General features: G+C 36.9%; 12 protein-coding genes. 5 read left to right on the top strand and 7 right to left on the bottom strand.

Features of this window, described 5'->3' with window-relative positions; translation table 11 throughout:
• Positions 1-103 precede the first annotated feature (103 nt).
• From QNH48_RS08325 to QNH48_RS08310, 4 genes are all read right to left on the bottom strand, one after another.
• Positions 104-1,738, bottom strand: coding sequence for a long-chain-fatty-acid--CoA ligase (locus tag QNH48_RS08325; protein WP_283954530.1), 1,635 nt, complete (start codon positions 1,736-1,738; stop codon positions 104-106).
• 224 nt (positions 1,739-1,962) lie between these two features.
• Positions 1,963-4,566, bottom strand: coding sequence for a bifunctional acetaldehyde-CoA/alcohol dehydrogenase (gene adhE, locus QNH48_RS08320; RefSeq protein WP_283954529.1), 2,604 nt, complete (start codon positions 4,564-4,566; stop codon positions 1,963-1,965).
• Positions 4,567-4,808: 242 nt separating this feature from the next.
• A complete protein-coding gene (gene ppc, locus QNH48_RS08315) occupies positions 4,809-7,571 on the bottom strand; it encodes a phosphoenolpyruvate carboxylase (RefSeq protein ID WP_283954528.1) in 2,763 nt (920 codons plus the stop codon).
• Positions 7,572-7,710: 139 nt separating this feature from the next.
• Positions 7,711-8,160 carry an SRPBCC family protein gene (locus tag QNH48_RS08310; RefSeq protein WP_283954527.1) on the bottom strand — a complete coding sequence of 150 codons (450 nt, stop codon included), beginning with the start codon at positions 8,158-8,160 and terminating at the stop codon, positions 7,711-7,713.
• Positions 8,161-8,741: 581 nt separating this feature from the next.
• Here QNH48_RS08310 and QNH48_RS08305 point away from each other — a divergent pair.
• A complete protein-coding gene (locus QNH48_RS08305) occupies positions 8,742-9,386 on the top strand; it encodes a YczE/YyaS/YitT family protein (protein WP_283954526.1) in 645 nt (214 codons plus the stop codon).
• A gap of 23 nt (positions 9,387-9,409) precedes the next feature.
• Here the strand turns inward: QNH48_RS08305 and QNH48_RS08300 are convergent, their stop codons facing one another.
• A complete protein-coding gene (locus tag QNH48_RS08300; protein WP_283954525.1) occupies positions 9,410-10,012 on the bottom strand; it encodes a hypothetical protein in 603 nt (200 codons plus the stop codon).
• Between the two features lie 300 nt (positions 10,013-10,312).
• On the opposite strand from QNH48_RS08300, the gene QNH48_RS08295 reads away from it, so the two are divergent.
• The gene (locus tag QNH48_RS08295) at positions 10,313-10,894 is read left to right on the top strand and encodes a hypothetical protein (protein ID WP_283954524.1); all 582 of its coding nucleotides are present in this window, start codon (positions 10,313-10,315) and stop codon (positions 10,892-10,894) included.
• A gap of 49 nt (positions 10,895-10,943) precedes the next feature.
• On the opposite strand, the gene pabA is transcribed toward QNH48_RS08295, so the two are convergent.
• Together pabA and QNH48_RS08285 are read right to left on the bottom strand one after the other, a co-directional pair.
• Complete coding sequence (gene pabA / locus QNH48_RS08290; RefSeq protein ID WP_283954523.1) at positions 10,944-11,534, bottom strand: aminodeoxychorismate/anthranilate synthase component II; 591 nt, start codon at positions 11,532-11,534, stop codon at positions 10,944-10,946.
• A 147-nt stretch (positions 11,535-11,681) separates the two neighbouring features.
• The gene (locus QNH48_RS08285; RefSeq protein WP_095249720.1) at positions 11,682-11,876 is read right to left on the bottom strand and encodes an IDEAL domain-containing protein; all 195 of its coding nucleotides are present in this window, start codon (positions 11,874-11,876) and stop codon (positions 11,682-11,684) included.
• Positions 11,877-12,245: 369 nt separating this feature from the next.
• On the opposite strand from QNH48_RS08285, the gene QNH48_RS08280 reads away from it, so the two are divergent.
• Genes QNH48_RS08280 through QNH48_RS08270 form a run of 3 tightly spaced genes read left to right on the top strand, consistent with a single transcriptional unit; the run spans position 12,246 to position 14,566 of the window.
• Complete coding sequence (locus QNH48_RS08280; protein ID WP_283954522.1) at positions 12,246-13,094, top strand: hypothetical protein; 849 nt, start codon at positions 12,246-12,248, stop codon at positions 13,092-13,094.
• A 33-nt stretch (positions 13,095-13,127) separates the two neighbouring features.
• Positions 13,128-13,832 carry an ABC transporter ATP-binding protein gene (locus QNH48_RS08275; protein ID WP_283954521.1) on the top strand — a complete coding sequence of 235 codons (705 nt, stop codon included), beginning with the start codon at positions 13,128-13,130 and terminating at the stop codon, positions 13,830-13,832.
• Positions 13,829-14,566 (top strand): ABC transporter permease, encoded by a 738-nt coding sequence (locus QNH48_RS08270; protein WP_283954520.1) that lies wholly within the window; start codon positions 13,829-13,831, stop codon positions 14,564-14,566. Before QNH48_RS08275 ends, QNH48_RS08270 begins: the two co-directional genes overlap by 4 nt.
• The last annotated feature ends 8 nt before the right edge of the window (positions 14,567-14,574 follow it).

The raw sequence follows: 14,574 nt of genomic DNA, 5'->3' as shown, positions 1-14,574 counted from the left end.
TTTTATTGAATATTTAGGTATTTGGTGGTTGTGACTTAGAAGGTTTTCTTGATGTGTTCTGCGAAGATTTGTCTAATAGAATGGGTGGTGATACTTAAAGTTCTTAAGAATGGATTTTTTCATTTTCTTCCTGACGAAGCATTCTCCTTAACAGCTTTCCTACAGATGATTTAGGCAGTTCTGCAAGAAATTCAATCTCTTTTGGTACTTTATAAGGAGCCAGATTTTGCTTTAGATATTCTATCAATTGCTCTGGTGTAACACTTACACCTGCTTTTACTTTTACATATGCCTTGACTGTTTCTCCTCGATAGGAGTCAGGTTTTCCAACTACAATTGCTTCTTCAACTGCAGCATGCTGGTAGATAATTTCCTCAATCTCACGAGGGTATACATTGTATCCGCTTGCAATAATCATGTCCTTCTTGCGATCTAATATATAGAAATAGCCATCTTCATCCATTTTTGCGATATCACCTGTAAAGAGCCAGCCATCTTTTATTACTAATTGAGTGTCACTAGGACGTTTCCAGTAACCCTTCATTACTTGTGGGCCGCGTAGAATTAATTCACCCGCTTCACCGACCGGTACATTTACATATCCCTCTTCCGTTTCCTTAACAATCCGTGCTTCTGTCCCTGGTATAGGAATACCAACACTTCCTAGTTTACGTGGGAGAAATGGCGGTGTAGAAATAGCTGAAGGAGCTGTTTCTGAAAGTCCATAGCCATCTGCCAGTCTTATCCCTACACGTTTTTCAAAGGATTTCACTTGTTCTACAGGGAGTGGTGCACCTCCGCTGCTAAAGTAGAATATGTCCTTAATTGCACTTTCTTCCAATTGCGGATGGCTGTTTAATGCAAATATCATCGTTGGAACTGCAGTCACCTGGAATGGTTTCTCTCTATTAATTATTTCAATTAATTCATACACATCGAAACGGGGGAGAATTAATTGGTTACAACCAATCCGGATTGCTGAAAGTGCATTGCATGATAATCCATACACGTGAAACATAGGGAGGACGCTGATGATTTTAAAATTTTCTGGTTTCTCATCAACGGCATTATAGGTAAAATCACATACTTGAATAATATTAGCAAGAAGATTCTGATGGGTGAGCATTACCCCTTTGGAAACACCTGTTGTTCCGCCTGTATATTGTAGAATAGCCACATCTTCTTCTATGTTTATTGGGATATCAGGAATCACATTATCATGTGTAAGAAAGTCATCAAAGTAAATATCACCTTCTGCAAGACTAACCCTGCTTCCGCCAAAACCAACTACTATAATTTTTTTCAATGATGTTCTTGGCTGAACTTCTTTTACCTTATGATAGAATGCTTCAAATACCACCATATAATTTGCCTCAGAATCGTTAAGGGCATATTCAATTTCTCTTTCGACATACATAGGATTGACTTGAACTGCAATGCCCCCCAGGCGGAATACTGCAAATAAGCTGAAAATATAATGAGGGCAGTTAGGCAGCATGATTCCTAATCTATCTCCCTTTTTGAGACCAATGCGGTACAAGGAAGCAGCAAGCCATTCAGATATAGCTCTTGTTTCTTTGTAACTCCAAGACCTTTCATAAAAAGTAAGAGCTGGTTTTTCCCCGTGTATATTGGCTGCCTGCTGCAAAAGATCAAATAATGAATCATAGTCTACTGATACCTCTTTATTAATTCTTGGATCATAAAACTTTAACCATGGTTTTTGCGAATAAACCATATAATCCTCTCCTAATCCAATCAAGTTATTAACCAATTAAATTATTGTTTTAAAAAAGGTTTTTGTAAACGCACCTAAATCGACATTATTCCACATTTTTTCAAATGAGGACTGGTATTAACAAATCGCCTATAAGGTTTTAGCCAAAATACGCAGAGAAGATTGATTGTTTTTGTCGAAAGATTCACTCTTGTTCACACAACTTTCGAAATTACTACAAATTTTTAGAAGCCTTTATACGCCTGTAGATAGATTTTCGCCAGCTCCGTTATAAGAGGTTGTTTTGGATTAGCAATCGTATCTTGGTCATCAAAGGCATGTTCTGCTAAAATATTTATTTTTTCTTCGAATACACTTTTGCTTATACCTGCCTCTTCTATGCTCGTTGGCAATTCCAACTCAACAATAAGTTTCATGATTGCTTGTACTAGACTTTCTACCCCTTCTTCTGTTGTCTTTGCAGGAAGACCAAGTATTTTTGCAATTTCGGCATAGCGTTGATCTGCTATAAAGTGTTCATATTTTGGATATGTCATAAATTTATTCGGCTTTTGTGCATTGAAACGAATTACATGCGGCAGCATGATTGCGTTAGCACGACCATGAGCGATGTTAAATTCAGCACCAAGTGCATGTGCAAGGCTATGGTTAATTCCTAAGAATGAATTTGCAAATGCCATACCGGCTATGGTTGACGCATTGTGCATTTTTTCTCGAGCAAGCTCATCAGTACCATTACAGTAAGCCTTTGGTAAATACTCAAAAACTAATTGAATTGCTTTTAAAGCCAATCCATCTGTAAAATCATTGGCAAGCACGGAAACATATGCCTCAATAGCATGTGTTAAAACATCTATCCCCGTATCTGCCGTAACATGCTTAGGAACGGTCATAACAAACTGTGGATCGATAATAGCCAAATCTGGTGTTAATTGAAAGTCTGCTAGCGGATATTTGATATTTGCCTTTTTATCCGAAATAACCGAGAAGGAGGTTACTTCAGAACCTGTTCCAGATGTGGTCGGTATTGCAATAAGAATAGCCTTCCCACGAAGTGTTGGAAATTTTACCACTCTTTTACTAGGATCGAAGAATTTTTGCTTTAAGCTATTAAAATCTGCTTCTGGATGCTCATAGAATAGCCACATTGCTTTTACAGCGTCCATGACAGATCCGCCTCCAAGAGCGATCAAACAGTCCGGCTGAAATTTTCTCATCCTTTCTGCGCCTCTCTGAACCACTTCAACGTCTGGTTCAGTTCCAATATCATACAACAATTCATATTGAATATCTGCAGGATTCTTTTTCAATTGGTAAAGTACTTTATCAATCGATCCATTTTTCATTTGACTTGAACTTGTTACAATAAATACTTTTGAAATCCCTGGAATGGAAGATAGTACCTGAATGGAGTTTCTTTCAAAAAATATTTGTGATGGAACTTTAAACCATTGTGTCATGTTTCTCCTTTTTGCCACTTTTTTAATGTTAATTAGATTAGCTGCTCCGACATTCTGAGACACCGAGTTCCCTCCATATGTTCCGCACCCAATAGTTAAGGACGGTAAAGATGTGTTATAGATATCACCAATGGCACCATGAGTAGATGGTGTATTAACCATAATTCTTCCAGCCTTCATTCGTAGGGCAAAGGAATCGATGACATTTTGGTCTGCTGTATGAATAGCCGCAGAGTGGCCAAGCCCTCCGTATTCTAGTGTTTCTTCAGCGATTAGCAGCCCTTCAGCTAAACTATTTACTTTATAACAGGCAAGAATAGGACTTAATTTTTCACAAGAAAGCGGGAATTTTGGACCTACACCTTTTAATTCTGCAATTAAAATTTTGGTATTTACAGGTACATTCACTCCTGCCATTTTTGCAATCATAAAAGCCGGTAATCCAACAATCATCGGATTTAAAGAGGCATTCTCTTCGTCTATTACTGCCTTTTCAATCATTTGTTTTTCTTCATTATTTAAGAAATAACAATTGTTCTCGATCATTTCCCTTTTTACTTCATCATAAATCTCATTGTCGATAATAAGTGCTTGTTCTGAGGCACAAATCATTCCGTTGTCGAAGGTTTTGGATAGAATAATGTCGTTTACTGCTCGTTTAATATTGGCGCTTTTTTCAATATAACAAGGAACATTTCCTGCCCCTACTCCAAGTGCTGGTTTCCCTGAACTGTATGCTGCTTTCACCAAATTAGGTCCCCCTGTAGCCAAAATTAGAGAAATTTTTGGATGTTTCATCAAAGTCTGAAAAGCTTCATGAGAGGGAATATCAATCCATTGGATACAATTTTCAGGTGCCCCAGCATTTAATGCCGCTGCCCGAAGAAGTTTTGCAGTTTCAACACAGCATTTTTGTGCATATTTCGGAAAAGCAAAGATAATTGGATTTCTGGTTTTAAGGGATATCAAAGATTTAAATATGACGGTGGATGTTGGATTCGTGATAGGTATGACACCAGCGATGACCCCAACTGGCTCGGCCATCTCTCTCATGCCCTCATGCTCATTTTCACTTATGACCCCCACTGTTTTCATATCTCTTATGTTGTTGTAGATAAATTCTGTCGCAAACATATTTTTGAAAACCTTATCCTCATATACTCCTCGCCTTGTTTCTTCAACCGCAAGCTTTGCCAGGTCTTTGTGATGATCAAGTGCAGTATAGGCCATTTGCTTAACGATTTCGTCGACCATTTCCTGATTGTAGCAGCGAAATTCAGCAAGCGCCTTTGCACCATTTCTTGCTAAAATATCAATCCCCACTGCAACATTTTGTTTTTCCTGAATTACTTTTTCTTCAACTGCCATTGCCTATCCCTCCAAATCAATCTTTCAAAGTGTGAATGTTTTTTACTCCATATATCCTCTTTTACCTTTACTGGCTAAAATATATCATGTTGAACAATGCAGAATTTGTCGAATTACGTTAAAAATGAATGAATGACCATTCATTTTTAAAAAATTCACAAATTGTTCAAAAAATAACTTCACCCTACTCTTATGAATATAAAAACCGCACCCCTTTGTTTGGAGTGCGGCTTGCAATTAAATCAACCAGTATTACGTAATCCAGCAGATATTCCACTTATAGTAAGAAGTACTTCGATGATTAATTCTTCAGAAGGCTCGTCCTGCTTCCTTAATTGTTTAATTAATTCGACCTGTAAGAAGTTTAATGGATCAACATAAGGATTTCGACGATAGACTGAGTCTTTAATGTTTGGTGTGTGATCAAGCAATTCTTTATCTCCTGTTATTTTGAGAAGAATAGCTTTCGTTCTTTCATATTCTTCAAGGATATTCGAAAAAATTCGCTCAGCGATTTTCTGATCCTCCACTAATGATAAATACTCCTTAGCAGTTGTGATATCTGCTTTCATTAGAGCCATTTGGAGATTATCAATCGTTGACCGGAAAAATGGCCATTTTTCATACATATGCTGTAATTGTTGTAAATTTTGTTCACTTTGTGAAGCAAAGCTTTCTAAACCGGTTCCTGCTGCGTACCATGCTGGAAGCAGCTGCCTGCTTTGTGTCCAAGCAAAAACCCATGGAATGGCTCTTAAATCCTCGAATCGACCGCGATTTTTTCTGCTCATTGGTCTTGAACCTATATTTAAGTCACCAAGCTCTCTTAATGGGGTTGCTTCATTAAAATAGGTTAAAAAGTCTGAATCTCCAAAAACAAGCGATTGATATTTCTTTAGTGATATGCTAGAAATCTCTTCAATAGCTAACTCCCACGATTCATCCCTCAAGTTTCCAGGCTCTGCCTCTTTTGAAACACGGGCTGTTGCCAGCATAAGTGTAGAAGTGGCCTGTTCTAAGCTTCGATAAGCGATGTCTTCAAGCAAATAGCGTGAAGAAAGGACTTCACCCTGCTCAGTTATTTTCACTCCATCTCCAATCGTTTCTGCTGGCTGTGAAAGCAGACTTTTGTTTAACGGACCGCCTCCACGTCCTAGAGAACCTCCGCGTCCATGGAAAAACTTTAATCCAATGTGATACTTGCTTGCCATCTCGTGAATTTCAAGCTGTGCTTTATATAGCTTCCAATTTGCTGTTAACGTACCGCCGTCTTTACTGCCGTCTGAATATCCAAGCATAATTTCCTGTTGGTCATTCATTACTTTCAAATGATTACGATATACAGGCATTTTAAACAAGGTTTCCATAATTTCAGGTCCAGCAGTTAGGTCATCAATCGTTTCAAGTAATGGTGCAACATTTAATTGATTTTCAATCGTCCCATCAGCATGTAATCGATATATCCCAGCTTCTTTTGCTAAAACAAGTACTTCAAGTAAGTCACTAGGCGATTTAGTCATACTGACAAGATAAACAGATATTGAACTTACACCAAATTCTTTTTGAGCATTTCTTATCATTTGAAATACCTGAATCATTTGTTGTGTTTCAGGTGTATAATCCTCATTTAGCAGAAGAAGTGGTCGAGGATCCATTAAAGTATTTTCTAAAATTCTTACCTTTTCGTCTTCAGATAGTTCCGCATAATTATCAGAAATTCGTACTTTACGTAAAATTTCTGTAATGGCTGCCTCATGCTCGCCACTATGATTGCGAATATCAAGTGTAGCTAGATGGAACCCGAAAAGTTGTACCTGACGTATCAACTTTTGGATCGTTTTTAACTCATGCGCTGCGGGATGATGTTTATTTAAACTTCTTTTTACTAGAAACAAATCTTCTAATAATTCTTCCGAAGAACGATAACCTAAATCAGATTTACCAACTTGTTTTAAACGTTCGATGATAATAGCAAATTTACGACGATAAACTTCCGTTGTAATTGGCCATTTCTTATCTTCAGTTAAGTACTTGATTTCTTCTTCCTCTAAGGATTGGATAAGTTCTAGACTGACTTCCACTCTAGTTGTGGAATGACTATAGCGTTTCATTAAATCGATAAGGACATTTTTATATTTTCTTAAGACAAGCTTCCGCTGCTTATGTAACGTCTCCCATGTGACCTCTGGAGTAACGTTTGGATTACCGTCCCTGTCGCCGCCAATCCATGATCCAAATTTAAGAAAATTAGGAACATCCCAATTTTTAGTAGAAAAGTTTTTCTCTAAGCAATCTTCTACTTCCCGATGGATTTCTGGAAGGACTTCAAATAATGTCTGATCAAAATAATAAAGTCCATTTCGGACCTCATCCAATACCGTCGGCTTAGTATGGCGAAGTTCATCTGTCTGCCAGAGAATTGTTACTTCATTAAACAAACTTTCTTCTAACTTGAGACGTTCTCTTGTTGTTAATAATGGATGGTCGAGCTTCTTTAATATAACGGCAATACGTTGTTGAATTTCTAATATAGAACGCTTCGCTGCTTCTGTAGGGTGCGCTGTAATAACCAACTCAAGTGACATTTTGTTAAGGACTTCCTGAATCATATTTTCATCAATATTGTTTTCCTTTAAAGAAAGAATCGCACTCTCAATAGAATCGGGTTGAACAATTGAATCGTCCTGCAAATGATATTGTCTTTTTCTACGAATTCGGTGATTTTGTTCAGCTATGTTTATCAAATGAAAATACATCGAAAAGGCTCGAATGACTTGTTTTCTCATTGGGCTGCTGAGGTTTGTAATCTCTTGTTTTAATTCAGTATAAATGTCTTGATTAAAATGGATTCTAAGTGTTTTACACGTCATTCTTATTTTTTCCACTTTATCTAATAGTTCAGTTCCACCATGATTGACAAGGATTTCACCAAGTATTTGCCCAAGTAATTTAACATCGCGGCGAAGTGGAAGACTGCTGTCGTTCATCTTCAATTCTGTATTCATGCTTTCACCTTCCCTGTACTAGTTAATTGACTAAATTTTTTATTTATTAATATAACATATCTTTTGGCCTCATGTTATAAATTTTTTAAATAATAAAAAAAAACAACCCGAATTTTTTTCGAATTGTTACTGCAATTTATCACCTTTTGTTGAATTCTTCCAGTTTTAAAGAGATGGCTGAGGCCACTTCATCCGTTGATATTGGAATCGCATTTTTAAAAAGCGAATTTGCCAATGAACCTAGTGCTCCACTCGCATTAATTTCAAGAAATGCTGTCAACCTTGTTTTATTTTTATTGAGTGCTTGTGCTTCAAAATAACCTTCACCAATATACTTTTCATTCGTACGCCTTAATTCAAAGCTTACTCTATTCGGTTCGTTCCACTCTTTAATATCAATAACCAGACTTACCTTTTTTTTCATTATGCCAAGGTCACTTTTAAAATCCCACGTTATTATGTTGTCATTCATTTGTTCATGCTGTATATAACCAGGCACAAGCGGCGCCCAATTATTTGCATCTCTAATGAAGTCCCAAATCACGGTTATGGGGATAGCTAATTCTATTTGTTGCAGTTCGCTAGGCATTGGTATCCCTCTTTCATTTTAAATGTAAGGCTGTGTTATATGGCCAGTTGATTTGTGCTCCATGCGCTTCGCTTTCCGCAGGCGGTTCGGGAAGCCTGTCTAGCTGCAGCGCCTAGCCCCTCGAGTCGCTTCGGTCCCAACGTTGAAGTCAAAGAACGACTTCATCGTTAGGCCCTCCAGCGCTTGTCGGGGCTGTACAAGGCGCTTCCGCTTTTCCTACTCCTCGGCGCTAAGAGATAAGCGGGGTCTCCCCTGTCCCATCATCCTGCAGGACACTGATTTTCATCCTCGAATCTGCCCACGCACGAAGGAAATGCGATAGCATTTTCGAGGAGTCTCGCGCCTTCCGCATAAATCAACAGGGTTCAAAATCAACAGTTTCCTTTAACACAGCCAAGGGTAAAAGACCTCCAATGCTGAAGGTCTTTTAATTAATAAATATATATGATTAATATTGTCTTTATAGAAGAATGAATTGCACGTTTGAAAATTCTTTTAACTCTAAAATTCTGAAAATGATTGATTATCAAATCAACATCTTTTAAGATTTAGAATATTGACAGTTTATATTTGGAGGTAACGTGCGGGTGAAAGCGATTCAGTATGTAATATTTATATTGGGATTGACCTTTTTTGGCTTGGGTAATGCGATTGCCGTTAAGGTTCAACATGTTGGTTTACATCCCTGGGAGGTCTTAAATGTCGCATTATATCAACATTTCGGACTTACTATAGGGACTTGGGGAGTAGTCTGCGGGCTATTACTGGTTATCATCTCTTTTTTTACAGCAAGAAATTATATTAGAATCGGGACTTTCTTAAATGCCCTTTTAATTGGGCCGATTATGGACTTTTTTCTATGGTTAGATATTTTACCTGAGCCAACTAATTCTTGGGTCGATTATCTTATAATATTCTGTGCCATAGTCATTGCTGGTATTGGCGGGGGAATGTATGTTGCAGCAGGGCTTGGTGCCGGACCACGAGATGGTTTTATGCTTTCAATCTCAAATAAAACTAAATTATCCGTCAGTCAAGCACGTATCCTGGTTGAGAGTTTTGTCTTGCTTATTGGTTTTATATTAGGAGGACCTGTATTTATTGCGACTTTCCTCTATACATTTATCCAAAGTCCAGTATTCCAACGGTCTTTGAGCCTTTTTAATAGCTTAATTGAAGTGTTTAAAAATAAGAATAAACAAATAAGAGAAGACGTGTATTTATAAAGACACGTCTTCTCTTATTTTACCTAGATAACTTCTATTCTATCAGTACTGAAATCGGGATAATATTGTTGATGGGATAACTCGTTAATATCATGTTCATCTGCCTCTTCAAAATAGGCTGACAATTTTCCTTCATAGACTAATTCTAATGAGGCAGATTCTTTTATGTCATCTGGAGTAACAAGTGAAAGCGGCTTTTGTTTATTGATTTTCACTCCTGATTCCTCAAGTAAAGCTGCGACAAAATGGGAACAAAAGAAAGCATTTTTCCGATCTAATTCCCAATTGAACATAACAGCGAATAGACCTAAAAGATTATAGCGATATTCACCCTTATTTTTCTCAATTTCCTTAATTTTACGACAAATCGCATCATACTGCTTTTCTGATATTGTACAACAATAGATGGCACAATCAGCATTGCGAAATATTCCACCACGGATATTTTCTCTGACAAAACCAGCTAGGAAAGGATTGCGAGGTCTTTTTCTTCCAAAACTATAGACATCCCACAATTGGTCATCTAAAGCGATGGAGGCATGATTATGCGGCTTCTTCGTATATAGTTTAATCATTTTTGTTAAAACCGTCCCAGTATCAGTAAGAAGTACGTAAACCTTCCTCAACCTATATTCCCCCTTTATGTTTCTATAGGAAGGGATTTCTCTCATTATATCCCTTTATGAATATCATTTATTTTATTTTAACGTGTATGTCTACAGACTTACACAATCCCGAGAATTATTTTTATCTAAGACTAAAGTCTTATCCAAGAAACAGGACTTCCCTTTATGCTCTTATATTATAATTTACTAAATTTAATTCCTCATAGAAACACATTTTTCCTGTTTTTATTATAAAAATTTCCCATATTTAACAATTCATGCATAAAATAATATATTCACTGATGATTAGGGGTGCAATAAATGGGATTATATATTAACAATCGCAAACATCCGAGAGTCTATAAGAATAAAAAGAAAATACCTGAACCAAACCAAAAGATGATGAGGAGGGACTATCTTTCAGAAGTAATAGACGAACAGTCCAACGCGAATGTTTTATTACTTCGTGAAATACATGAAATGAAACAGCAGTTTCTCAATCAAGAGGTTGTACAAGCAAATAATTGGGATAAAGTAGCTAATCAATTAAATGAACTTAGATCTAGTAATCAAAAACACACAGAATATGAAGAATTAATTATCCATTTATTGAAAACACAAGAAGAACTGCAAAAACAATTATCCGAAAAAATTAGTAAGCAAGAAGAGTTTCAAACGGGGGTATTAAATCGGCTGGACCAGCAGGAAGCATTGACTGAGAAAATATTTCGTCAAATAAATCATATTCGCTCAATCCTTTTTGAACGAACCAACTACCTTGCAGAAAAAATTGATGAAGGATATAAAATTACCTCTTCTTATGTCTATAATTTAATGACTGGTTCAGACCAGCCCATTACCTTTTATTTAATGAACAATAAAAAAGGAGAAAAACAAAAGTAGATTCCGGTGCCATAAACCATGGCACCGTTTTTTTCACTATATTAAGCTTCTAAACCTGAATGGCTTTTAATTTTCCATAGTATTGGACAAAGTTTTTTAGAATCTCTTTTCCCCCAGTCGTTAATATCGATTCAGGGTGAAACTGAACACCTTCAATTGGAAGTATTTTATGACGTATCGCCATAATTTCCCCATTCTTCGTCCAAGCAGATATCTCAAAACAGTTAGGCAGGGTCTCCCTTTTCACTATCAAGGAGTGATACCTCGTTGCCGGAAATGGATTCGGCAAACCTCTAAATAGTGTTTTTTCATCATGGTAAATATCAGAGGTTTTTCCATGCATTAATTGCTCCGCAGAAACAACATCACCCATGTAGGCCTGAGCAATAGCTTGGTGCCCAAGGCAGACCCCCAAGATTGGAATAACCCCTGAGAATGCTTTAATAGCCTCTAGACTAATTCCTGCCTCATTAGGATTGCCTGGACCTGGAGATATCATTAAAAACTCAGGATCGAGCGTTCTAATTTCATCTATGGTTGTTTGGTCGTTACGCTTTACGACTAATTCTTCTCCTAATTCCCCTAGGTATTGAACTAAGTTAAAGGTAAAAGAATCATAATTATCCACCATGAAAATCACTGATGTTCACCCATTTCCCTTCAGACAATTCATTTCTTTATTAGTTTCAGCTTTTTATCCATCATACATGAATTTTAAAAACAAAAGAAGCCCTTTCGGTTGAGAAAAGGGCTTCCAATATCAATAAAGTCTGTTAAATAACTTTTGCTATGAAATTTTCTTAAGTTCCTCAGATAACTTGAGGAAAGCTTCCTTATTTCTTTCTTGTAAGGAGAAGTCGATTTCCTTACGGAGCACATCTCTTCTAAATTCAATCAAGGCATGGTTTAAAAACATTTCAGCAATTGCAGAATCGTTGTTTTCATCTGTTTGTTGCGGTGAATTTAATAATCTCTTTTCCATGGAAATCAACTCCTTGAGCTTTTTCTTATTATACTGTTAATTATCTAAAAATTCAAACATTATATTTATTATTATTAAAAGAAATTTTTTCCACCCTTTTTACTGCTTTTAATTTGTCTGTTGATTTCCTCTCCAGGCACTTCGCTGTCCGCGGGCGGTCCGGGGAGCCTCCTCGGCGCTAATGCGCCTGCGGGGTCTCCCCCTGCCCCGTCCTCCCGCAGGAGTCTCGTGCCTTCCGATCCAATCAACAGAGTGCCATATTCAATAATTAGCTTTTATTTAAGAAAAATTTAATAGTTTGTTTAGATTGCTTTTATAACTCCCGATTACACTAAGCATGTAACAAAATAATGATTGGAGGATAAGTATATGAATAAGAAGATTTTAGCGGTTATCGGGATAAGTGGAACGCTTATGTTAGGCAGTGTTTATTCGATTTCAGCAAATACATCTGGTTACGACCTTTACAAGGAAGCTTTAAAGAAAACTCATTCTGCTGAAAGTGCAACGTTAAATTTTAATCTTAAACTTGAGGACAACAAAAAGGCTATATTATCATCTGAGTCCATTTTCAAGTCAGATTCTGTAAATCAGGTAAACTCCATCTCTACTCGTTTAGCTAATGAAACGGAAGTTAGTAAAATGAACATGTATAAGCAGGATGGAAATTGGTTTTTAATGAAGGATGGACTGGATACAATTTACAAAATGGAAACCTCTAATAATCCACATCACAGTAATAGTGTTGAATTAAAAGATGATGTAGAAAATCTAATCGATGTTATGACTAAAAATCTTCAACAACAAATTACAGTCGCTGATAAGCAAAATGGTCATCATGTAATTGAGCTAGAATTAACAGGAAAAGAAATTCCTCTAACCGCGAATGCGTTAAGTACGTTGATGATTAAACATGCTGTTATGATTCAAGACAATAATGAAACTGAAAGCTCAGATTTTCACATTAAGGCAAAAGTTCCTGAATTAGATCATGATATTACGGTCAAGCAAGTCAAACTTACTGCACAAGTGAACAAGGAAAATTATATTGAACAACAGACAGTCAAAGTAGTCGTAACAGGCAAAGATAAACAGGGTGCCAGCCATGAATTAGTTCTAGATATTAATTTAAATGCTTCTGATTACAACCAAACTACAGTGACTCCTGTTGAAATTCCTGCCGACAAGGTAGTCGAGTTCAATCATGGTAAAAAGTAAATTAATATAAGTAATTGATAGAGGGTGACAATTTTGGAAAAAGCAGTGGTTATTACTGGATTGACGAAGCAATTCTCAAACGGCAGAGGCATACAGAATATCGATCTAACCATTGACCAAGGGGAAATAGTAGGAATCCTTGGTCCAAATGGGGCCGGTAAAACAACCTTATTAAAATGCTTGACCGGTCTAACTTCACCAGATAGTGGAAAAGTTGAATTGTTTGGTGTTGAACTTCAAAGTAATTACAAAGAAGCGATACGACCTGTGGGTGCGTTAATAGGGCCAGCTGTTGCTTATGAAAACATGTCACCCTATAAAAATCTAAAAATGATTTCTCGCTTGTATTCTGGTATTACTGATACAGATATTGAAAAAGTATTGCAACAGACTGGTTTAACGCCTTATAAAAACGAGAAAATATCCTCCTTTTCTATGGGAATGAAGCAGCGTTTTGGAATTGCCTCAGCACTTATCTCGAAGCCGCGATTAATTGTTTTAGATGAACCGACGAACGGCTTAGATATTGATGGTTTGCTATTGTTAAGAAAGACAATCCAGGAGATTTCAATCCATTCCGGTGTAACCCTTGTAATTTCAAGTCACCATATTTCAGAATTAGAGAAATTATGTAATCGTTTTTGTTTTCTCATCCAGGGCGCAGCATCATTTTATGAAGCCGGCAGCGAGCCATTAGAGGATGTCTATGTCAAGAAGATTGGAGCGGCAGGGAGATGAACACAATCCGAGCAAATAGTTTAAATGAAATGCAAAAGCTGCTGTCAAAAAAAAGCACCAAACTGTTTCTACTTGCTTCTGTGCTTATTCCTGTCCTGACTAAGCTTCTTGTTAATAATCTTTTTTTAACCGATTGGATGGCTTTACCAGCTGAAAATATCAATTTTACATTATTAGATTTATTTGTCACCATTTTTATTCCTTTATTTATTTTTATCTCCGCAACAGATTTATTTACGGGAGAAAGAGAACGCGGAACCTTATTTCAGGTTAGACCCATTAGTCGAATGGAGCTTTTCCTTTCCAAAGTTATCGCTATTAGTATTTTTAACTTAATTGTTCTTTTATTAGAATGGCTGGCCGTGATGATAAGCAGCGTAGTTTTTGATAAAGTCTTCAACTTGACCAATATTCCTTCTAGTCTTGGAGCTTTTATTGTATCCTGGCTCCCCCTTATCGTTCTAACGGCATTTGCTGTTATGGTGGCACTTTTGGTCCAGTCTAGTGTTCTTGCTATATCTAGCATGATTGGCCTTTATCTAATCATGATGTTTATTCCTTATGTTCTCCCTTCTTCCTTATACTTACTGCCATCTACCTATTTAGATTGGTATATGCAGTGGCTTAGCGATGTTTCACTTCGATGGATTTTGCAAACTGTCACGTATTTGTGCTCATCTTTCGCATTGTTTTTTTCAGTAGGCTATTATATGTTTAATAGAAAAGAAGCCTAACCGAAGGG

The organism is Neobacillus sp. YX16 (assembly GCF_030123505.1).
Taxonomy (GTDB): domain Bacteria; phylum Bacillota; class Bacilli; order Bacillales; family Cytobacillaceae; genus Neobacillus.
The sequence above is the reverse complement of the archived record's forward strand: the minus strand, read 5'-3'. Positions and strand labels throughout refer to the sequence as shown.

Bases quoted from the DNA above. Each gene is read 5' to 3' on its own strand.
- QNH48_RS08325 (WP_283954530.1), bottom strand. From the start codon at position 1,738: ATGGTTTATTCGCAAAAACCATGGTTAAAGTTTTATGATCCAAGAATT.
- adhE (WP_283954529.1), bottom strand. From the start codon at position 4,566: ATGGCAGTTGAAGAAAAAGTAATTCAGGAAAAACAAAATGTTGCAGTG.
- ppc (WP_283954528.1), bottom strand. From the start codon at position 7,571: ATGAATACAGAATTGAAGATGAACGACAGCAGTCTTCCACTTCGCCGC.
- QNH48_RS08310 (WP_283954527.1), bottom strand. From the start codon at position 8,160: ATGCCTAGCGAACTGCAACAAATAGAATTAGCTATCCCCATAACCGTG.
- QNH48_RS08295 (WP_283954524.1), top strand. From the start codon at position 10,313: ATGGGATTATATATTAACAATCGCAAACATCCGAGAGTCTATAAGAAT.
- QNH48_RS08285 (WP_095249720.1), bottom strand. From the start codon at position 11,876: ATGGAAAAGAGATTATTAAATTCACCGCAACAAACAGATGAAAACAAC.
- QNH48_RS08280 (WP_283954522.1), top strand. From the start codon at position 12,246: ATGAATAAGAAGATTTTAGCGGTTATCGGGATAAGTGGAACGCTTATG.
- QNH48_RS08270 (WP_283954520.1), top strand. From the start codon at position 13,829: ATGAACACAATCCGAGCAAATAGTTTAAATGAAATGCAAAAGCTGCTG.